Source organism: Cytobacillus sp. FSL R5-0569, assembly GCF_038007265.1.
Taxonomy (GTDB): Bacteria; Bacillota; Bacilli; order Bacillales; family Cytobacillaceae; genus Cytobacillus; species Cytobacillus kochii.
On sequence record NZ_JBBOWW010000001.1, the window covers coordinates 4,597,460 to 4,619,262 of the forward strand.

General features: G+C 39.0%; 23 protein-coding genes. 10 read left to right on the top strand and 13 right to left on the bottom strand.

The features are described 5' to 3' along the window. The first annotated feature begins 1 nt into the window (after position 1). Together MKX78_RS23280 and MKX78_RS23285 are read left to right on the top strand one after the other, a co-directional pair. Positions 2–1,348 (top strand): GntP family permease, encoded by a 1,347-nt coding sequence (locus MKX78_RS23280; RefSeq protein ID WP_095371409.1) that lies wholly within the window; start codon positions 2–4, stop codon positions 1,346–1,348. A gap of 223 nt (positions 1,349–1,571) precedes the next feature. Next, positions 1,572–2,165: a hypothetical protein gene (locus tag MKX78_RS23285; RefSeq protein WP_341052590.1), complete on the top strand. Its 594-nt coding sequence runs from the start codon at positions 1,572–1,574 to the stop codon at positions 2,163–2,165. A 236-nt stretch (positions 2,166–2,401) separates the two neighbouring features. Here the strand turns inward: MKX78_RS23285 and MKX78_RS23290 are convergent, their stop codons facing one another. From MKX78_RS23290 to MKX78_RS23325, 8 genes are all read right to left on the bottom strand, one after another. Then, positions 2,402–3,238 (bottom strand): MetQ/NlpA family ABC transporter substrate-binding protein, encoded by an 837-nt coding sequence (locus MKX78_RS23290; RefSeq protein WP_322909881.1) that lies wholly within the window; start codon positions 3,236–3,238, stop codon positions 2,402–2,404. 22 nt (positions 3,239–3,260) lie between these two features. After that, positions 3,261–3,923: a methionine ABC transporter permease gene (locus tag MKX78_RS23295; RefSeq protein ID WP_307316317.1), complete on the bottom strand. Its 663-nt coding sequence runs from the start codon at positions 3,921–3,923 to the stop codon at positions 3,261–3,263. Then, complete coding sequence (locus MKX78_RS23300) at positions 3,916–4,662, bottom strand: methionine ABC transporter ATP-binding protein (protein WP_307316315.1); 747 nt, start codon at positions 4,660–4,662, stop codon at positions 3,916–3,918. The genes MKX78_RS23295 and MKX78_RS23300 overlap by 8 nt, the downstream gene beginning before the upstream one ends. Before the next feature lie 179 nt (positions 4,663–4,841). Then, complete coding sequence (locus tag MKX78_RS23305; protein ID WP_251162420.1) at positions 4,842–5,591, bottom strand: SDR family NAD(P)-dependent oxidoreductase; 750 nt, start codon at positions 5,589–5,591, stop codon at positions 4,842–4,844. Between the two features lie 474 nt (positions 5,592–6,065). Next, entirely contained in the window at positions 6,066–7,565 is a 1,500-nt protein-coding gene (locus MKX78_RS23310) for a malate:quinone oxidoreductase (protein ID WP_095371403.1), read from the bottom strand. Positions 7,566–8,039: 474 nt separating this feature from the next. Then, the gene (locus MKX78_RS23315; RefSeq protein ID WP_095371402.1) at positions 8,040–8,402 is read right to left on the bottom strand and encodes a YxeA family protein; all 363 of its coding nucleotides are present in this window, start codon (positions 8,400–8,402) and stop codon (positions 8,040–8,042) included. Continuing rightward, positions 8,403–10,256: an ABC transporter permease gene (locus tag MKX78_RS23320; protein WP_341052599.1), complete on the bottom strand. Its 1,854-nt coding sequence runs from the start codon at positions 10,254–10,256 to the stop codon at positions 8,403–8,405. After that, positions 10,243–11,010, bottom strand: coding sequence for an ABC transporter ATP-binding protein (locus MKX78_RS23325; protein WP_322909885.1), 768 nt, complete (start codon positions 11,008–11,010; stop codon positions 10,243–10,245). Before MKX78_RS23325 ends, MKX78_RS23320 begins: the two co-directional genes overlap by 14 nt. A gap of 150 nt (positions 11,011–11,160) precedes the next feature. Between MKX78_RS23325 and MKX78_RS23330 the strand changes: the two genes are divergently transcribed. The 4 genes from MKX78_RS23330 (at position 11,161) to MKX78_RS23345 (ending at position 14,257) form a co-directional block, all read left to right on the top strand. Continuing rightward, positions 11,161–11,874, top strand: a complete 714-nt coding sequence (locus tag MKX78_RS23330; protein WP_341052601.1) for a response regulator transcription factor — start codon at positions 11,161–11,163, stop codon at positions 11,872–11,874. Positions 11,875–11,884: 10 nt separating this feature from the next. After that, on the top strand, positions 11,885–13,267 hold the full coding sequence (locus MKX78_RS23335) for a sensor histidine kinase (RefSeq protein ID WP_341052604.1): 1,383 nt from the start codon (positions 11,885–11,887) through the stop codon (positions 13,265–13,267). Between the two features lie 187 nt (positions 13,268–13,454). Further along, positions 13,455–13,865: a VOC family protein gene (locus MKX78_RS23340; protein WP_307316299.1), complete on the top strand. Its 411-nt coding sequence runs from the start codon at positions 13,455–13,457 to the stop codon at positions 13,863–13,865. A gap of 14 nt (positions 13,866–13,879) precedes the next feature. Further along, complete coding sequence (locus MKX78_RS23345) at positions 13,880–14,257, top strand: VOC family protein (RefSeq protein WP_328198320.1); 378 nt, start codon at positions 13,880–13,882, stop codon at positions 14,255–14,257. Positions 14,258–14,352: 95 nt separating this feature from the next. Here MKX78_RS23345 and MKX78_RS23350 read toward each other — a convergent pair whose 3' ends face one another. The 3 genes from MKX78_RS23350 to MKX78_RS23360 form a co-directional block, all read right to left on the bottom strand. Continuing rightward, positions 14,353–14,784: a hypothetical protein gene (locus MKX78_RS23350; RefSeq protein ID WP_341052608.1), complete on the bottom strand. Its 432-nt coding sequence runs from the start codon at positions 14,782–14,784 to the stop codon at positions 14,353–14,355. 159 nt (positions 14,785–14,943) lie between these two features. After that, positions 14,944–16,389, bottom strand: a complete 1,446-nt coding sequence (locus tag MKX78_RS23355; protein ID WP_307319544.1) for a protein adenylyltransferase SelO — start codon at positions 16,387–16,389, stop codon at positions 14,944–14,946. A gap of 95 nt (positions 16,390–16,484) precedes the next feature. Beyond that, entirely contained in the window at positions 16,485–16,964 is a 480-nt protein-coding gene (locus MKX78_RS23360; RefSeq protein WP_341052610.1) for a GNAT family N-acetyltransferase, read from the bottom strand. Between the two features lie 127 nt (positions 16,965–17,091). Here MKX78_RS23360 and MKX78_RS23365 point away from each other — a divergent pair, with 127 nt between their 5' ends. Continuing rightward, positions 17,092–17,628: a hypothetical protein gene (locus MKX78_RS23365; protein ID WP_341052613.1), complete on the top strand. Its 537-nt coding sequence runs from the start codon at positions 17,092–17,094 to the stop codon at positions 17,626–17,628. Between the two features lie 206 nt (positions 17,629–17,834). Further along, positions 17,835–18,035, top strand: a complete 201-nt coding sequence (locus MKX78_RS23370; RefSeq protein WP_095371392.1) for a YjzC family protein — start codon at positions 17,835–17,837, stop codon at positions 18,033–18,035. A 37-nt stretch (positions 18,036–18,072) separates the two neighbouring features. On the opposite strand, the gene MKX78_RS23375 is transcribed toward MKX78_RS23370, so the two are convergent. Further along, complete coding sequence (locus MKX78_RS23375; RefSeq protein ID WP_341052616.1) at positions 18,073–19,038, bottom strand: helix-turn-helix transcriptional regulator; 966 nt, start codon at positions 19,036–19,038, stop codon at positions 18,073–18,075. 110 nt (positions 19,039–19,148) lie between these two features. Between MKX78_RS23375 and MKX78_RS23380 the strand changes: the two genes are divergently transcribed. After that, a complete protein-coding gene (locus MKX78_RS23380; RefSeq protein WP_341052620.1) occupies positions 19,149–19,628 on the top strand; it encodes a GyrI-like domain-containing protein in 480 nt (159 codons plus the stop codon). 41 nt (positions 19,629–19,669) lie between these two features. On the opposite strand, the gene pdxR is transcribed toward MKX78_RS23380, so the two are convergent. Further along, positions 19,670–21,061: a MocR-like pyridoxine biosynthesis transcription factor PdxR gene (pdxR, locus tag MKX78_RS23385; protein WP_307319533.1), complete on the bottom strand. Its 1,392-nt coding sequence runs from the start codon at positions 21,059–21,061 to the stop codon at positions 19,670–19,672. A 110-nt stretch (positions 21,062–21,171) separates the two neighbouring features. Here pdxR and MKX78_RS23390 point away from each other — a divergent pair, with 110 nt between their 5' ends. Then, positions 21,172–21,708 (top strand): pyridoxamine 5'-phosphate oxidase family protein, encoded by a 537-nt coding sequence (locus MKX78_RS23390; RefSeq protein WP_307319531.1) that lies wholly within the window; start codon positions 21,172–21,174, stop codon positions 21,706–21,708. Positions 21,709–21,803 lie beyond the last annotated feature (95 nt).

Sequence of the window (21,803 nt, forward strand, 5' to 3'; positions counted from 1 at the left end):
TATGCCATTATTTATTGTTGCTTTAGGTATCATTGCCCTATTGCTCCTTATTATGGGGCTCAAACTCAACACATTTGTCTCACTTATTATCGTTTCATTTGGTGTTGCCCTAGCTCTTGGCATGCCTGCATCAGAAATTGTTGGCACGATTGAAAGCGGTCTTGGTGGAACACTTGGACATATCGCCCTAATCTTTGGTCTAGGTGCTATGCTTGGTAAATTAATCGCTGATGCTGGCGGTGCACAAAGAATTGCAATGACCCTTGTCAATAAGTTTGGTGAGAAAAATATCCAATGGGCAGTTGTCGTATCATCCTTTATTATCGGGATTGCCCTATTCTTTGAAGTAGGTCTTGTATTACTTATTCCCATCGTATTTGCGATTTCAAGAGAATTAAAAGTATCGATTCTTTATCTCGGTATCCCAATGGCAGCAGCATTATCTGTTACACATGGTTTCTTACCGCCTCACCCTGGTCCAACCGTCATTGCTGGTGAGTACGGTGCAAATATCGGTGAAGTTCTATTATATGGGATGATTATTGCTATCCCAACAGTGATTATTGCTGGTCCAGTTTTCACTAAAATTGCGAAGAAAATCGTACCAAACTCATTCACAAAGAGCGGAAATATTGCTTCTTTAGGTGAGCAAAAACAATTTAAACTTGAAGACACACCAGGGTTTGGTATCAGTGTATTTACAGCGATGTTACCAGTTATCCTTATGTCGATTGCAACAATCGTTACTTTACTTCAAGAAACGATGGGCTTTAGCGATAGCATAATCGTTATCGTGATTAAGTTCATTGGTGATGCTTCAATCGCGATTTTGATCTCTCTACTTGTGGCCATTTACACAATGGGCATTGGCCGCAATATTCCAATTAAACAAGTAATGGACTCTTGCACAACAGCCATCACACAAATTGGAATGATGCTACTGATCATCGGTGGCGGTGGTGCTTTCAAGCAAGTATTGATTGACGGTGGGGTTGGTGATTATGTTGCCCAATTATTCGAAGGCACGACCCTTTCACCTATCTTATTAGCCTGGACCATCGCAGCCATCTTGAGAATTTCCTTAGGTTCTGCGACAGTTGCAGCATTAACAACAGCTGGACTTGTTATCCCTTTACTCGGTCAAACAGACGTTAACCTAGCTCTCGTTGTACTCGCAACAGGTGCAGGTAGCTTAATCGCATCCCACGTCAATGATGCAGGTTTCTGGATGTTTAAAGAGTATTTTGGTTTATCAATGAAAGAAACGTTTGCTACATGGACATTATTAGAAACAATCATTGCCATTTCAGGCCTAGTATTTACTTTATTATTAAGCTTGATTGTTTAAGTGACAAAAAGCAAAAAGCCGAGAGAGTTACGATCCACTCACTCGGCTTTTTGCTTTGTTACTAGCTAATTCGGAGAGAACCGTTATCGTATCAAAAAGCCGATCTGAAATTATAAAAGCTTGAATGGGATGGAAAATATCGTTAAAGGTTTAAGAAAATTAAAGGCACGCACAATGAGTCATACATAAACCTCGGATCTAAACGTTCTTGCTGTAAGCTACTGTGACTTTGCGTTCACAACTTTGGTTTTTTATTCGATTTTTTGCGCGTATTCCCTATTTACGCGCACTTCTTTCCTTTTCTCCACTCACTTTTGCGCGTATTCCCTATTTGCGCGCACTTCTTTCCCTTTCTTCACTCGCTTTTGCGCGTATTCCCTATTTGCGCGCACTTCTTTCCTTTTCTTCACTCACTTTTGCGCGTATTCCCTATTTGCGCGCACTTCTTTCCCTTTCTTCACTCGCTTTTGCGCGTATTCCCTATTTACGCGCACTTCTTTCCTTTTCTTTACTCACTTTTGCGCGTATTCCCTATTTGCGCGCACTTCTTTCCTTTTCTCCACTCACTTTTGCGCGTATTCCCTGTTTGCGCGCACTTCTTTCCTTTTCTTTACTCACTTTTGCGCGTATTTCCTATTTGCGCGCACTTCTTTCCTTTTCTCCACTCACTTTTGCGCGTATTCCCTATTTGCGCGCACTTCTTTCCTTTTCTTCACTCACTTTTGCGCGTATTCCCTATTTACGCGTACTTCTTTCCTTTTCTCCCTCGACTTTTGCGCGATCATCCCGCTTCATTTCCCACCAACCAATTCATTAAGAAGGTTCTGATTCAATACATCAGACTCACATAGACAGATACATTTATAAAATGCCACAAGAGGCTGGGACAAAAGGTTTTCCGCAAATGAAAAAAACGAACTAATATTTGAAACTCTATTTTAGAGCTTCAGATTAGTTCGTTTTTTATTATTTTTCACGTATTTAGTTTAGGTAAGGATTAGAAATGATAAATTTAGTTTGCTTCCAGCCTCTTGGATCTAACACATTTCTATGTTATTCAAATGCCGGAATCGCCGTTTCATCATAATTTTCTTCTAAGAATTTTTTCACTTCAGGGCTTGTCATTGCTTCTGCAAGTTTTTGAATCGCTTCTGAATCTTTGTTATCTTCGCGAGCGACAAGTGTAATGGCAAAGTCATTATCAATACCTTCTGTTAGTAGTGCATCACTTTTTGGTGTTAAGCCCAGTGGTGCAGCATAAGCAGGAGTCATTACGACTGCATCAGCATCATCATACATTCTCGCTAGCATTAATAAATCTACCTCTTCGAACTGATAATTCTTTGGATTAGATGTGATGTCTGATTTCGTATAATATGGACCTGTTTTTTCTTTTAATTCAATCACATCATGTTGCGCTAGTAATGCTAATGAACGGTCAATATTGGATACATCATTGGCAATGGCAATCGTTGCTCCTTCAGGTAAATCAGCTATATCTTCAAAGTTCTTTGAATAAACACCATAATTGGCAAAATAAATCTCTTGTATTGCCACTAAATTCGCATCATTACTACGATTGTACTCCTCCATATAAGGAACATGTTGAAAAAAGTTTGCATCTACTTCTTTTGCCGCTAATGCTGTATTGGGTTGCACATTATCACTTAGCACAACCATCTCTAGATGAATGCCCTCTTCTTTCAGTTGTGGCGCTACTAACTCAAGAATCTCTGTCATCGGTGGAATAAGCGAAGCGACTTTTAGTGTTACCTCTTCTTTACTGTCACCACCATTTATTTGTTTATCGTCTGTTTGATCTTCTGTTTCTTGACCACAAGCAGCAAGCATCAAAATACTTAGTATCATTAAAGCAAATAGTCTTTTCATATTGTCCTCCTTCAGTATGTAGTCATCTCTTATCAATCACTCTCGCAACAGTTGTCCCAATAAACTGGATGCACTGTACGAGAATGACCATAATAATGATCATATATATCATTAAATCCGTCATAAATTGTTGATATCCATAGCGAATGGCGAAATCACCAATTCCTCCACCACCTACTACCCCCATAATAGTGGAATAGGATATAAAACTAATAATTGAAGTCGTTAAGCCAAGGACTAGCCCTGAACGTGCTTCGACAAATAAAAATTTGAAGACAACTTCGACAACCGATGCGCCCATTGCCTTTGCTGCCTCTATTACGCCTCTAGGGACATCTAATAAAGACTGTTCTACAAGGCGAGAATAATGTGCGATAGCGATAATTGAAAGCGGTACAGTTGCTGCCGCTGTGCCTATCGCTGTCCCAATAATAAACCTTGTAAAAGGAATCAAGAAGACGACTAATAATAAAAATGGAAAAGAACGAATCGTATTTACCAATAAATTTAAAATCGAAAAAACAGCTCGACTTTCTAGTAAATTCCCTTTTCGACAAAGAAAAAGTAGTGTTCCAACAGGGAGTCCCACGATGACAGCGGCAAGAATAGACATCCCCACCATCGTAAAAGTCTCGCCAATCGCTTGCCATATTTCCGCCTCATACCTTTGCAATACTTCAGGCATCCCCGCTCACCTCACCTGTTAATTTTTCAATAAAATATTCAGGGGTGTGGTCCACATCAGGGATGCCTTTCGGTTCAAGCTCAATTGTCTTATAGACAGAGCCATCTGCCATAACCGATACGCGGTGACAAATGCTTTGTATAACCTCCATCTCATGGCTAACAATGACAATCGTGACCCCTAATGTACGATTAATCTCCTCTAGCACAGCGAGAATTTCCGCTGTTGTATGAGGATCAAGTGAAGAAGTTGGTTCATCGCATAATAACACCTTAGGCTCGTTCGCAAGGGCTCTAGCAATCGCCACTCTTTGTTTTTGACCGCCACTTAAACTTTGTGGGTACTGCTTTTCCAAATGAGCAAGACCTACGAACCTTAAGCATTCCATCACTCTTTCTCTTCGTTGATGCTTCGGGTAGTTTGCTAGCTGAAGACAAACCTCGACATTATCATAAATAGTTAAATTCGCCACAAGATTAAAATGCTGAAAAATCATCCCCATTGATTTTCTCGCTTCTCTTAACTGTTTTGGTTTCATCGTCATCAAGTTTTTTCCATCAACAACGACTTCACCGCAATCGGGTACTTCAAGCAAGTTCATTAACCGTAGTAATGTCGATTTCCCCGCTCCACTTGCACCAATGATGCCGTAGATCTCGCCTTCATTTACTTCGATATCAACCGCTTTAATCGCTTCATAATCAGCGAAGCGTTTACTTATATCATGCATTTGAATCAAATGAAATAAACCCCCTTTCCATTTATGAAAGGTAATCAATAACGGATATATTATAGCTCAATCCCTCTATAATGTCATTTTGACGGGCATTTACAAACATTCTGTCTACTTATAATGATGGAATCTGAATTAGAGACAAAAAAATCCCCCGCCATTTATTTTGGTAGGAGATTTTTGAATTAATGTAATTTTATTGATCCACCATCAACAAGAATAGTTTGTCCAGTAATGTAGTTTGAATCTTCACTTGCTAAGAATACAGCTACTTTTCCGATATCATTTTCGGGATCACCTAAACGGCGTAATGGAATCTTATTTACCATCGCATCATATGCTTCTGGCGCATGTTGCTTCCATTGTTCAACACCTGGTGTTAAAGCAATTGGAGAAATCAAGTTAATATTAATATGATCAGGTCCCCATTCATTTGCTGTTACACGTGTGATGGCACGTATCGCTTCTTTCGCAGCAGCATAAGCTGTTTGTGTCACTTGTCCATCAATTCCCGCTCCTGAAGCAAAATTAATGACTTTTCCTTTATTTTTCTTTAACTCAGGATACGCCGCTTGCATAAAGCGAACCGTTGGATAAAAACCAGTGTTAAAAGAAAGGTCAAAATGTTCTTGAGTTGTTTCATTAAAGAGCACCTGCTTAGATACATGTGCATTATTTACGAGAATATCAAGTTTACCAAACTTCCTAACAACTTCTTCAACAATTTGCGTAATGTTTTCTTGTACTGTGATATCTTTGATAAACAGCATACCTTCTGTGTGAACACGAATCTCTGCTAATGTCTCTTTCCCTTTTTCTTCATTCACATCAACAATGGCAACATGCGCGCCTTCTTTCGCCATCGCAAGCGCCATTCCTCTTCCGATTCCAGAAGCACTCCCAGTAATAATCGCAACCTTACCATTCAATTTCATGAGAAAGACCCCTTTATTAAAATAATATATTTAGACGTCTAAATACTTTACGAATAAATCATATCAGATTATATTAGGATCTGACAATAGATAATACTTACACACTAAGGGAAATATAGGGTTTAGAACAGCAACATTACGGACGGATTTCATAAATGATTTATTAATAACCGGAGAGGGAAAAGGGTTTGTATGGAAAAACGCCAGGGGACTAAAGGGCTATTTTCACAAAAGTTACATTTATTCTGTCAGATTATGCGGGTAATTCGCCTATGCACAATCATAAATACGCTACTCTGGAACTCGTATCTAATCACAATCATTTTCCAAAATTCCTCTGATTTTCAACTATTTATTATGCGGCTGTTCGGACAGGCTTACAATATTCCCCACCAATCAATAACCATTCATAAACACAAAAAAACCTGAACATTCCACACTTCAGCTGTGATGTTCAGGTTTCTCTCTCATATATTAATTATGAATCGCTTTATTTTGATCTAAACCGAGCGCTCGGTCAGTCGTTTGATTTACTTTTTGGAGTAACTCGGGATTTTCTGATAAAGAAAGACCGTAAGATGGTACCATCTCTTTAATTTTTGGCTCCCACTCTTTTATGTTTTCTGGGAAGCAGCGCTCAATGATATCCAGCATTACTGGAACAGCTGTTGATGCCCCTGGTGATGCGCCTAATAAAGCAGCTATTGAACCGTCGCCTGCCGTTACCACTTCAGTACCAAATTGGAGCGTCCCTTTTCCGCCTTCTTCTGTATCTTTAATCACTTGCACACGTTGTCCAGCAATGACTAATTCCCAGTCTTCACTTTTTGCATTTGGAACGAATTCACGTAATTGCTCCATACGCTTTTCTTTTGACTGTAGCACTTGCTCAATTAGATATTTTGTTAAGCCCATTTCCTTCACACCAGCTGATAACATGGTTAACACATTGCTTGGCTTAACAGAAGTGATTAAATCAAACATGGATCCATTTTTTAAAAACTTTGGTGAGAAGCCGGCGAATGGACCGAATAATAATGATTTTTTGTTATTAATGTATCTTGTATCCAAATGCGGCACAGACATTGGTGGTGCACCCACAGGCGCTTTACCATAAACTTTCGCATGGTGCTGTTCAACGATCTCTTGGTTTGTACAAGACATAAATATTCCACTGACAGGGAACCCGCCAATGCCTTTCCCTTCAGGAATACCTGACTTTTGTAGTAAGTGTAAGCTACCGCCTCCACAACCGATAAAGACAAAGTCTGCTTTATGGTTTTCCAGGTTTCCACCTGCATGGTCACGTACTTTCACTTCCCAGCCGCCATCTCTTGTGCGTTTTAAATCATCTACACTATGCTGATAGTGCATTTCCACACCTTGAGACTCTAGTTGTTGGAATAATAAACGTGTAAGAGCACCGAAGTTTACATCTGTCCCTGAATCGATTTTTGTTGCGGCAATCGCATCAGTAGTTGCTCGGTTTTCCATAATTAATGGAATCCATTTTTTTAATGTTTCATGATCTGTCGCATACTCCATACTAGCAAATAGTGGATTGCTAGACATTGCTTCATGACGTCTTTTCAAAAACTCTACATTTTTTTGTCCTTGCACTAAACTCATATGTGGCAAAGGCATAATGAACTCTTGTGGTCTTCTAATTAATTGACTATCAACTAGATAAGCCCAAAATTGTTTAGAAACTTGGAACTGCTCGTTAATATTGATGGCTTTCTTAATATCAACAGAACCATCTGGATTTTCTTTCGTATAGTTAAGCTCACATAATGCAGCATGACCTGTACCTGCATTGTTCCACTCATTTGAACTTTCTTCCCCTGTTTTATCCAATTTCTCAAACACTTTGATTTTCCAGTCTGGAACTAATTCTTTTAAGAGCGAACCTAAAGTCGCGCTCATAATCCCAGCACCAATTAAAATCACTTCTTTGGTTTCCCCGTTGCTCATTTTTTACCATCCTTATACCGTGAAATTTGCAGAGAAAATAAGACAATAGTCTAACCTACACCAAAAACGCTTCTCTACCCTTCCAGTTGTTGGTCGATGTAGGCAAACGTTTACATTGTGCAGGCACCTTCTCTTTAAAATGCGCTAAATTAAATGTCATCAATCTTTGCAAAATATATATTTCTCAATACTAATTATACTATAAAATTGGCAATTATCCATCATAGAAGAAATTCTTCTCCCTCTATAATAGTATAAATCCTATTTATATTATATAAAATTTTTTGATATTTGACTGAAAAAAATAATGGAAAACAGATAAAAGTTGGAAAGTTCCGCGCATTTTTTCTTAGTGGGTATTCTTTTATTTGCTTTTAACGGATATTTTGCTGTTTTATTCAACTTTACCATTCTAAATATTTATTATTCCAAAATACTTAAAAGCCCCCGAATAAAAATTTCAGGGACCTATCTTTACGATTTTATTTTTTCTATTACTTCTGAAGGAATATCACTTTCTTTTACTTCATCGTAAGACGTGACTTCATTACTATCATCAAGGTAAAGCATTAAGTAGGCATCCTCACGCAAAGCTCTAGAAGCAGAGAATTCTACTGCGATTGCTTTGCCTTCTTTATTATAAGCTGGCAGCTCATACCAATACCTTTTCATCACTTCTCCTGATTCTAATGTTTCTTCTTCTACTCTCGGCTCTTCATTTAATTGAACATACGCATTCTCTTTGCCTAAACGATTAAAATCTATATTTATTAATAGAATAACTGCCACAATAAAAACGATGACAATTCCTCCAATAACCCCAGTTGTCTTCTTCATTTATCTCTCCCCTAACATTGAAAATATCGTCTTTTGAAAGCTTCTTATCGTTAAGAAATAATAGATGAAATAGATCATTGTATATGCTAGCATCCATATTACTACTGGTATAAGCAGATTCATCATTAGCAAATTAGAAAATGCAACTAAGGCGATCGCTCCATGCATTAATCCAAGTAGTAACGGCGCAGTAAAGATCATTCCCACCTGATGTCTAATCGTTCGTTTCATTTCTTTTTGTGACACACCAATTTTGTATAACACTTGATATTTCCCTTTATCTTCTTCTGCTTCAGTCATCATCTTAAAGAAAATGATGCTACCCGTAGCGACTAAGAATACGAGTCCAAGAAAGCTTCCAACAAATAGCATAGAGCCTGAAGCTTCAATGGAATCTTTATATTGTTGTGTTGCACTTGAAAATTGTTCTGTAGAAGCAGCTAAATCATCTGATAGTGCTTGCTGCTTTTTATAATCTTCCACTTGAACCGCTTGGTAGGTCACCTGCGGGCTGTCTATTTGTTCAAACAAAGCATCTGTTACAACTAATAATTTACCTCCCATTGTGAAGGTATTAACAACGGATCGATCCTCGTAAGCGATCACATTTAATGTCTGCTTATTAAGCTTAACCTCATCTACTTTCGTCGACCAACGCTCATCATAATACGTATCCAGAATGAATGCCTCTTCCTGATTAATGGTAGGGAGGTCCTCCCACCCTTGTCGTGTAGCCAATTGCTTGAAGGTTGAATAATCCATTACTTGGTAGTCTATTTCCATGTCACCTTCAGCTATACGGACAGTTTTACTTTTGATTTCCTCTTCATACACAACAATGTCTTGTGTAATTTTCTGTGGCTCGCCCTCCCACATAAATGTAATAGGCGTATAGGTCTCTATTTCTTTATCCGCATTATAATAAAGCCCAAATACCGCACCTCCAGCAGTAATTGTTGTCGCACTTAAAGTTGCAATCACTGTTAGTGTTCGTGCATTTCCACGAATGCGGTGCAATAGCTGTGACGTTGTCCATAGATTTAAGCCTTTCCAAGCCCAGTTCTTTTGATTTTTTAATTTCGATAAAATATAAACAAGTACACTATTAAAAATCAGATACGTTCCTAACACCGTTAATCCAATAATAACTAATGGCATAGCTACACTAAGTAAGCGCCATACTTCTGAAGTCATCAAATCTTGCAACGCCAACCAATAAGCACCTGCTAATGATGCCACACCTAATAAAGCCGAAATAAGACGTGCTTTCGGCAATTCCTCGCCTTTCTTTTCTGCGTGAAATAAATCAATTAACTTAAAACGATAAATTACACGATACCCTTGTAATGACGTAAATAAAAACAGAATCATAAAGACGATGACTGTATTAACAACTGCACTTGGTGAAAATGCTAGACTGCTCATTACTTCAAGTCCCATTAATTTTAATAAAACCATTAAGAGAAGTTGTGATAGTAAGAAGCCCAAGCCAACACCAATAATTAAGGCAATTACGCCAATAACGATATTCTCGAAAAAAAGCATAAAACCGATGGAGCGTTTACGTACCCCAAGTAAGGAATAAAGCGCTACTTCCTGCTTCCTTTTTTTCATAAAAAAAGAGTTCGAATAAAGGATAAATACAGCAACAAAAATAATCAGGACAAATGCAGATGCACTCATAATACTACTGACTTGCTTTGAGACTGCTGCCAAGGCAGTGATGTCTTCACTATATTTCAACGTGACAAAAGTAAAATAAATGATAATAGAGAAAATCATCGAGCCGATGTACAGCCCATAACTCTTCACATTTCGACGAATATTCTTGATCGCTAAATCAAATAGCGTCATTATCGTCACCGCCTAGCTGTGCCAATTCCGCTAAGATCATTTGGAAAAACTCTTTCCTCGTATGTGAACCACGATAGATTTCCTTTGATAATTGGCCATCTTTAATAAAAAGAATTCTTCGGCAAAAACTAGCAGCATAAGCATCATGCGTAACCATCATAATTGTTGTTTCATGCTTTTCATTTAATTGGCTCATGCTTTCTAGTAAGTCTGTTGCTGACTTTGAATCCAAAGCACCAGTCGGTTCATCAGCAAAAATCAATTTAGGATTCGAAATCAGTGCACGACAAGCTGCCGTTCTTTGTTTCTGACCTCCAGATATTTGATAAGGATATTTATCCAATAAAGAAGCAATCCCGAAAGTATGCGCTAATGTCTCTACTTTTTCAGCCATTTCCTTTGCTGATTTTTTAGCAATCGCCAGTGGCAAGACAATATTTTCGCGAACAGTTAATGAATCGAGTAGGTTGTAGTCTTGAAAAATAAAACCTAAATGATCACGGCGAAAATCCGCTAACTTCTCTTCTTTCATTTTGGCAATATTGTCTTCTTCAATATAAATATCACCGTTTGTCGGAGAGTCAATTGTTGCCAATACATTTAGTAAGGTAGACTTCCCAGCTCCTGATGGCCCCATAACGCCTACAAATTCCCCATGGTTAATGTCAAATGATATATTCTGAAGCGCATGAAATGTGTTTGCACCTTTTCCGTATATTTTTTCTACCTTTTTTACAACTAATAATGATTCCATATATTAAGCACCTCTTTCTTATGTCTCTACTTTACCTCCCCATCCTTACACTAAATTCACTTCTACCTTACAAAATCCTTAAATTGTATATAATAATCGTTAAACACTGTTAAGATAAGGCTAATAGATAGATGAAAGGAAGGAATTATTGTGGAACAGCCTCGTATTCTAATCGTTGATGATGAACAAGATTTATGTCAGCTCATGCAAACTTCTCTAAAAAAAGAAGGATTTCAATCGATACAAACAGCAGGTACAGTTAAGAGTGGTTGGGAACAATTCCAGGCTTTCTCCCCAGATTTAGCGATTCTCGATGTGATGCTTCCTGACGGTGAGGGCTACGATTTATGTAAAAAAATCCGTGAAGTCTCGAGAATTCCAATTTTATTCCTATCCGCCAAAACAGATGAAATCGATAAGATATTAGGATTGGCAATTGGCGGAGATGACTATATTACAAAACCATTCAGCCCAAAAGAAGTTGCTTATCGTGTGAAAGCGCAACTCCGACGTGCTGGCAGCTATTCACAACAGATATCTGAACAAACAATGATAGAAACAACGATGATGACTGCCGGTCCTTTTGCCTTAAATAAAGAACAAACAGAAGTGTACAAGCAGGATCAACGCATAGAACTAACTGCTAAGGAAGTTGGGTTAATGGCTTGTTTTATCCGAAACCCAAACCGAATACTTAGTAAGGAAACATTGTTTCAAACCGTGTGGGGTGAAGACTTCTACGGAGCAGATAATACTTTAATGGTTCATATCCGCAGATTACGTGAGAAAATAGAAGATAACCCCTCCAAACCGACCTTCATTACGACGGTTAAAGGGCTCGGGTATCGACTGAATGTAAAATAGGTGAGGACAAATGAAATGGAAATTAACTGGTAGGTATTTATTCTCAATTTTAAGCATCGTTTTCATCGTCATCATTGTAAATACAATGGTTTTAATTGGTTTGCTTATTTATCAGCAACAACAAGGCATTGATCAAGTAGAAAGTGGTTCAGCCGAACGATTCACCCGTTCTTTTTCTAACTATTTAACAATAGAAGATGAACAACCAACTCTTTCAGCTGAAGGAGTAGAGGCGCTAGAATCATTCGGTGCGTGGCTGCAAATTTTAAATCAAAATGGAGAGGTGATTTCCTCTAAATTTGCACCTGATGGAGTTGCAAATCATTATAGCCCTGTAGAACTTGTACATAAATATAAGTATATGGACGATCATTTTAATACGTATTTCCTCGGGGAATTCGAAGAATATAGTTACATCATTGGTGTCCCCCAAAGTAAAGAGGAGCGCGTTACTTTCATGATGGATACCACTTCAGTCATTACGTATGTTTTCAAAGCAATCATTGCCATAACGATTGTTGATTTGATTATCGCAGCTATTGTTGGGCTACTCTTTAGCACAATACTGACCAAGCCTGTTCATTATATGATTGAACGCATTTCTCAACTTAAAGCACGAAATTTCACTGTTCAAAAGACGAAACGAGCAGGTATTTATAAACCTGTGTTTGCCAATCTGAATGAAGTTTCCACTACCCTTCAAGCGCATGAGGAAGAACGTAAAAAACTCGAAAATATGCGTAACGAATGGATAAGTAATGTTTCCCATGATTTAAAAACACCGCTTGCCTCCATTCGCGGCTATGCCGAGTTATTAAATGAGGAGCAAGTTTCCCACGCGGAGAGACAGGAGTACGCAGAAGTCATTGAGCGGCAATCTCTTTATATGAAAGAACTACTAGATGACTTTAACCTAACACTGCGATTACGCAACCAAGAATTACCTTTGCACATACAAGAAATAAAGGTAGAACGATTTACGCGGGAAATTGTTATAGACATCCTGAATGATCCTCGTTATGACTGCTATCATATCAATTTTGAAAGTGATGATCCGGCACTCATTTGGTCCATCGACCAGCATTTAATGAAACGAGCTCTATTGAATTTTATTCACAATGCCCTTCTGCATAATGCATCAGACGTTGAGGTAGATATTCGTCTAGAAGCTGGAAAACTAATCATTGAGGATAATGGAAACGGCATCGCTCCCGACGACCTAGAGCAAATTTTTGACCGATACTACCGTGGCACTAATACAAAAGCACAAGGTACTGGGCTTGGAATGGCGATTGCGAGAGATATCATTACAGCCCACGGTGGCACCGTTTATCTGACTAGTGAACAGCATCAAGGTACAAAGATTGTTATTGCATTAAAAAAGCAAATGTAACGAGTTAATACACCCCTCCTAGAATTATAAAAAGGGGTGTATCTCTGTTATGAAGAATGATAAGAAGGAATGAAGTATGTTCTTTTTACAGAATATTCTAAATTAAAATTGACTACCTCATAGCATGTCTCTATAATTAACGTGAAATCAGTCTTACCATTAACTATGAAAGAGAAGGTGACAAGAAATGTCCTTTCAACCTAAGATGACATTTATTAATTTACCTGTGAAAGACCTAAAGAAGTCAATGGACTTTTTTAAACAAATTGGGTTTACTTTCAACGACGATTTCACGAATGATGACGCCGCATGTATGGTCATCAATGAACATACTTTTTCCATGCTGATGACAGAGGGACAGTTTAAAAACTTTACCGCCAAAAACATCATTGATTCTAATGACCAAATTGAGGTCATTACATCCTTTGCTGCTGAAAGTAGAAACCAAGTCAATGAAATCATTAAAAAAGCGCTAGATGCTGGTGGTAGATTGGCATCTGAAGCAAAAGACTTTGGATTTATGTATCAAATGGGCTTTCAAGATCTTGATGGACATACGTGGGAAGTCATATATATGGATAGTCAAGCGACAAGATAAAGGAGGCAATTATTTTGACCCTATCACTAGGACAAATCATGTTATACGTCAACGACCAACAAACAAGCTTGCAATTTTGGATAGAAAAAATCGGCTTCAAACTGATCGCGGAAAATGACGAAGGGGATTTTAAATGGTATGAGGTTGCTTCGTCCGAACAAACAGAAACAACCATTGTCCTTCAAGATAAACAAACCGTGGCAAAGATGAGCCCTGAATTAAACCTTGGGACACCATCTCTAATGTTTTATACAACTGACATTGAAAAGCTCTACCAAACATACAAGAATAAAGAAGTCACAGTAGGCGAGCTCGTTGAAATGCCTTTTGGTAAAGTATTCAACTTTGCCGATAACGAAGGGAATTATTTTGCGGTGATGGAGAAGAACTAAGTTAGCAAACACACGGGCTGTAGGTTCGTGTGTTTTTTTGTGGTAGGTGGTTGACTGCAATTGCCTATGGCTGTTACTTCTGTTTCACTGCTGATTCAAGCAATTTTTGCTACTGACGCGGGTTTTTGACTCGTTTTTTGCTTAATCCTATCTGCTTTTTCTACTGACTCCGTTTTTTGACTCGTTTCTTGCTTAATCCTATCTGTTTTTTCTACTGACTCCGTTTTTTGACGCGTTTCCTGCTTAATCCTATCAGGTTTTCCTACTGGCTCCGTTTTTTGACGCGTTTCTTGCTTAATCCTATCAGGTTTTCCTACTGTCTCCGTTTTTTGACGCGTTTCCTGCTTAATCCTATCAGGTTTTCCTACTGACACCGTTTTTTGACGCGTTTCCTGCTTAATCCAACCAATTTTTCCTACTGACACCGTTTTTTGACGCGTTTCCTGCTTAATCCTATCAGGTTTTCCTACTGTCTCCGTTTTTTGATGCGTTTCTTGCTTAAACCTATCAGGTTTTCCTACTGTCACCGATTTTTGACGCGTTTCCTGCTTAATCCAACCAGTTTTCCCTACTGCTTCCGATTTTTGACCCGTTCGGTATCTCGCCGTATCCGATCAATTTTTGCAAGCCCTACAAAAATCCCCATAAACATGCGTAAAAAAAGCAAGGGACATTCCCCGCTTCTTTTACGTCCCGCAATATGTTTGATAATTATCATCCTGTACCGGTACCTCTTTATACTTCTCCTGCTCTGCCGTATGTGCATATGGATGAGCGAGCACCGCTAATAGCTCCTCAAATAAATGATAATCCCCTTTGTTCACCGCTGCAGTTAATGCTTTTTCAACATAATAATTTCGTGGAATAACAGCTGGGTTATGATTTTTCATTAACTGTTCCACTTCCGCTTCTGAAGCTTCCTGTCTCTTTAACCGCTCTTGCCAACGAGCTATCCACTCTTTGAACGCTGGCTGATCTAATGTTCGAAAGGTCAGGGCAATGAATGTGTTCGTATAATCCGCCCCCTGCTCCTTCATGATTTCGAGTAAATCATGAATAAGAGCCTTATCTGATTCTTCTGCTGTAAACAGACCGAGTTTTGCCCTCATTTCTCCGGTCCACTTCTGAATATAGATACGATTGTATTCGCCGATTTCCTCTTGCGCAATTTTCACCGCTTCCTCGGTTTCATCATGTAATAAGGGAATCAGTGACTCTGCGAAGCGCGCCAAGTTCCACCCCGCCATATAAGGTTGGTTTCCGTATGCATAACGACCTTGAACATCAATAGAGCTGAATACCGTTGCTGGGTCATACGTATCCATAAAGGCACATGGACCATAATCAATCGTTTCTCCAGAGATCGTCATATTATCCGTGTTCATGACACCATGAATAAAACCGACCGCTTGCCATTTAGCAATCAAACCCGCCTGAACTTCGATCACTTTACGCAACAAGGCCACGTATGGATGGTCTTCTTTTAAAATCTCAGGATAATGACGCTCAATGGTATAATCAGCTAACGCCTGCAATTCTTCCGGTTTCGTGAAGGTAGCTGCAAATTGAAAAGTGCCTACACGAATGTGACTCGCCGCTACTCGTGTCAAAATGGCCCCTGGTAATAAAGTTTCACGTGCAATATCATCACCCGTTTCGACTACGGCTAAGCTCCTCGTTGTTGGAATGCCCAAACCATGCATCGCTTCACTGATGAGATACTCCCTCAACATCGGTCCAAGCGCCGCACGGCCATCCCCACCGCGAGAATACGGTGTTCTACCGGCACCTTTTAACTGAATATCAACGCAATCACCGTTTACCGTCAACTGTTCCCCTAAAAGAATGGCGCGCCCATCACCTAGGCGATTAAAATGACCAAACTGATGTCCTGCATAGCTTTGTGCAATCGGCTCACTGCCCTCTGGCAATTGGTTTCCGGCTAACACCTTAATGCCCTCATCACTCTGTAACCACTCTTTGTTAATCCCTAAACTTTCGGCTACTTCTTTATTCCATTGCACCATCTCGGGATCACTTGCTCGCTGTGGTTTTGTTTCTGTAAAAAGACCGGGAGACAGCTTCTTATAACTATTTTGCAAATTCCAGCCTGACACATGTCTTTCTGGCATTCTTATCGCCTCTCCTTTTGTATCATATTTGTTTTATTATATCTCTTCTTTTATGAAAATAAAAAAATAGCTACCCTCTTTTACTTCCAGTAACTTTAACTACTAAGAATATAAAGATCTTCGTTATCCCTTTTTGCAAATGAAAATTTCTTTAACAAATGGATAGACGAAGCGTTCTTAGGATGAACACTCGCATAAATAGTAGAAATATTTAATTTTTTATTTGCAAATGTTAGAAGTAAGGTGATTGCGTCTGTCGCATAACCTTTTCCCCAATATTGCCTGTCTAATCCATACATGAGGTAGTATCTTTCATTGACATCGTCAAAAGTAAAACCTGCATAGCCCAAATAATCATTATTTTGCCTAGAATAAATGGATAATTCCCAATTACCGTTTTCACCAAAGGTCTGACATTGCTCAGCATATAATAACTCTCTTTCGACATAACTTATTTGAGGAATGCCTCCCGTAAACTTTCGTGCATCCTTATCATTAAGCATATTCCAAACATAAGGAAATTCTTTCAATTGGGGACTTGCTAAATAAATATTACTACCTATGAGTTTCATCATTCACATCTCCTCTACTTCTGTCAAATATATCATATGAGGAATTTAAATATATCGATAAATTTTTATTGTTTTTCAATAAATAACCTTGTATCCTATATATGAAATAATTTTATTATGGAGGGTTACAATGACTTTAATATTATTTGTTGGTTCACTCATCATGTTAGTTATGATATTCTTTAAAAACCCCATCCTCTCTCAACTTGGCAAGGGGAATCCATTCGTGCATCTTTTAAAAAAGACGCCATGGTTCCAGTCACATTGGCGAGCTGGAATTCTCCTATTCTTCATGAATACAGCCCTATTTTCTACTACCATTCTTGCTCTTTATATTGTGGGCTATTTTGTCATTCCCTATGTTCACTTAATTTTTATGGTTTTAGCCGTATGCACAAGCATCTATTTATGGGTGGCAGTAAATAAAGCCTGGCAGGGCTCAAAAGGGGATAGATTAAAGTTAGCCACTATTGGAAGTAGTTTCTACATGGGATTAACCGTTTTATTTACTTTTTTGTACATCACTCTTGAGCCATCCTATCAAGGAGAGGATATTTTCATGCAGGCTATGGGGTTATTTCTAGCTATAATCGTTACAACAACTGCATGGATTACATGTTTTTTCATTACGGGGTTCTACCAACAAAACGCGGAAAAGATACGTTAAGCAAAATGGATGAGGACCTTGAACAAGTAATACTTCCATCGAAATGGTTAAAAATCATACTGTGTCAGAAGCCTTGCGCTTACTGGCTTTTTCTTTTTGAGGGTTTTCCGAAAAAAAGACCTCAAAATAAAGTTGGACTTGCTTCTGGTTTAGCCTGTATAAACGCGGGTAAATAGAGACAAACACCCCTAAAGGAGGTAAGATTTATGGCAATTGGAGAGAGATTTAAAACAGGTCAACGTTCCACTGCTCATGCTTACTACGAATGGGATGGTTATACAGATGGGACGCGTACACCTAGTCCAACCGGCGAGGAAAAGAAAATCCAACTAGAAACCGAAGAAGTTTTCCCACCGATTAGCTCTTGTGACAAAGGGGCTTTTTGGCGAAAAACATCATACGCATAACGCAACGCCAATCTAGCTTATTGCTGGGTTGGCGTTTTTATTGGCTTTTCTTTCTCTTCTGAAGTCTATAGAGCCTCTCTTCTAAAGCTGTATAAACCTCTCTCGGCACCTCCACCAATTCTACATCCTCACCAAGAAAGAGCAACCAACTGGCTATTTCCTCTAGTTGATCTCGTTTCTCCATGGTGACATATATTTTTGCTATAGCTGTTGTTTGATAGGGGTCTGTATAGGTAAGGGCCACATTGAAAGGATGATACTTTTTATATTGAGCAATGGCTTTTGGTCCAAGTTTCATGACGATATTGTCTTTCACATGATGTTCAGCCATCTTTTTTAGCATGCTGTTTCTGCTTAATCTTTTTTTCGTATGAAAGACGTTCACTTCGGTCAAATGATCGACTGCTATCAGCCTTTTCTTTTCTTCGCTTATATCAAAGCCTTCCACCCACCAGATGTTTTTCTCACGGTAAAGGTGCATAAGATAAATAGGATAGTCCACATCGTTAATAGAAAGGGTCATATAACGGTCTGTTAGTATCAATTGAATCAGTTTTTCTAACATCGGATGAGGTAAATCGGATAGTTCTAAGAGTTCAGGATTATGAGGGTTCGTTCCTTCAAATAAGAGAATCTTATTTAAAAGCACGAGATCATCTTGTTGGGCTTCTGAAATCAGACCCAGTAATTTTTCAGCTAACGATTGGCGACTCTTTAAATAAGGTAATTGCAAGTTTCTCGTTGCCATAAAGGCTATAAATAGTGCTTTTAACTCATTATCAGTGAAGCGAACAGAGGGAAGTACAGCGTTTTTCATGACAGCATAACCACCGTCTCTTCCCACTTCCGCAACAAGAGGGACACCCATACTTTCGATCTCGCGTATATCTCGTATCGCTGTTGACCGAGAGATTTGAAATTCCTGCATGATTTCTGAAATCGTAAAATGGGCACGATTGTTAATGTATCGCATCATGACATTAATTCTTTCAACCTTTTTCATCTCAGTCTCCTAAACAGTGTCATTTTTTGACATGATTTAAAGTTATTATAAACTCATCAAATGAAAACACCAATCATTTGGTCAAATTTCAAGAAAGAAGGACGATAAAAATGGCTAATTACTCATTACAAGAAAAAGAAGGTTTCGCCGTATTAGGCTTTGGAATTGAAATTGTAGCGGACTATAGAGACCAAGAAAGCATCAATCAACAGAAAAGCGATTTCTGGGAAACTGTGAAAAAGGATGGCACACTTGAGCAGCTTAAATCCGTGGCAGACAATAATTATATTTTCGCAGTCAACGAAGCGGTCAATAACAAAATGATGCATTATGCAGGCGTGATGACAGAAAAGACATTACCTGATGCAACGAGAATTATCCAATTTCCTAAAGGACCCTACCTCGTTGTCGAAGGGAAAGCTGACTCCGCTCAAGAATTAAGTAATCAACTAACAGCTGTGGCCTTTGGTCAAGCATTAGTAGAAATGACTGACTATGCCTATGTTGGCGGACCAAACACAACAGTGGAAATGAGTGAGGACAACGGTACAGTATACGGTGAAATGTGGATTCCTGTTGTTAAAAAATAATAGGAATGGTGATCCCACTTTTAAAGTGGGATCACTTTCGTTTATATGCAACTAGCTAAAAGCGCAATTCCCTCTTCAATTTCCTCAATGGATAGTCCACCAAACCCAAGCATGATATACCTTTGGCTGTCGCTAATTGGATATAGCCAAAAACGTGAAGGGGTGTAAACTTTTACACCTTTTTTTAACCCTTTTTCAATCACTTGTGGTGCTGCATGCCCTTGTAATTCTAGGAGGATATGTAAGCCCGATTTTTCCCCAATAATTTTTACTTTATTGCCTAAATGTTGCTCAATACTATTTAATAGTGTTTGATGTTTTCTCTGATATGTTTTTCTCATTCTCCGAATATGCCGTTCAAAATCACCTGCATGCATAAACTTAGCCATAGCTACTTGTATCATTGGTGAAACTGGCTGATTATAATCAGGAAACATCTGTCCGTACTGCTTCATTAATGAAGGTGGAAAAACGATAAAGCTCATGCGCATGGAAGGGAGAAATGATTTTGAAAAAGTTCCTAAGTAGATGACTTTTTCTTCTTCATCTAGCGATTTGAGCGAGGGGATAGGCTGACCTTGATAACGAAACTCCCCGTCATAATCATCCTCGATAATATAACCAGCTGATTGATAAGCCCAGTTAAGCATTTGCGTTCTTTTACCGACTGGAAGAATCATCCCAAACGGAAATTGGTGAGAAGGGGTCACATAAACGGCTTTTGCCTTACTTTTCTGTAGATGATAGATAGATAAACCATCTTTCTCGAGCGGCACAGGGACCATCTCACAGCCTTGATCAACAAAGACGGTACGCACCCCACTATAGCCCGGCTCTTCTATCGCCACCTCTTTTCCCTGCAGTTTCAAAAGTCGGCAAATAATCTCTACTGCTGATTGTGTGCCACTCGTAATCAAAATCTGCTCTGGTCTCGTATGAACTCCTCTTGATTGCAATAAATAGGTGGCAATCTCTTGCCGTAATAACCATTCTCCTTGCTTATCGCTATACTGAGATAACGTCTGTCCTTCCTCTTCGATGGCATGAGAGAGAGATTTTTTCCAACTTTTAAAAGGGAATTTTTCTACATCGATGTTTCCATATTCAAAGTCAATCATCGTCTTAGATGATGACTTCCTTTCAATTATTGCTGGTGATACCTCTTCTGAAGATTGCGAGAGTCGTTCCTCTATTTCTGCCACCCAAATCCCACTGCGAGGTATACTCTCAAGATATCCTTCTGCTTGTAACTGCTGATACGCTGCGTCCACAGTATTTCTACTAATCTGCAAGTGATGGGTCAGTTGCCTAATCGATGGCACCTTTGTTCCCGGCAATAGCCGTCCCTCTTCAATTTCTGTCTTCATCCAATGATAAAGCTGACTATAAAGTGGTATCGTTTTTCCCCTGTGAATAAATGGTGTGATTTCCATCCCACATAACCCCCAACTGTCCCCAAGAAACTTTCCCTTTCTGGCACTTTTCTTAAATACAGATTTTTCTTACGATTATTTTAACATTTACAAAGAAGGATGGGATGGAAATGTTATATGAAATTCGCAATCAAAAATTAGCGTGCACAGATCAGGCCCTAATTGAACAACTAATAAGTAATACACGTACAGGCTATCTGGGATTAACTGATGGTGATCATCCTTACGTCGTTCCGTTAAACTATACCTGGATGAACGGATCGCTCTATTTTCACGGTGCTGCTGCCGGCAGAAAAATTGAAATAATCCGCGAGAACCCTCATTGCTGTTTCACCATCGCAGAAGATTACGGTACAATGGTTAGCCCGATTCCGGCGAAAACGGACACTGCCTATATGAGCGTTATGCTTTTCGGGCAACTCCAAGCCGTAACCGACATAACAGAAGCCACCGCCGCTATGCAAGGCATGCTCGATAAATACGTCCCCGGATACTACGATAAAAAACTGGCTCAAACTCATGTGGAAAAATACCAATCTTCTTTAGGGAGTTATACGATGGTTTTTAAATTGACACCAGCTGAGGTGACGGCGAAGGAGAATAAAATGGTGGAGGAGGCTCGGTTTTATCCTGGGAGAAGGGTATGAAAAGAGGAGAGGGCTTTCCCCCCTCCTAATCTATTAAAATTGAACTTGTAGATTTACATCATCAATATCATAGGCATTGTTAAGAAGGCGCTTCG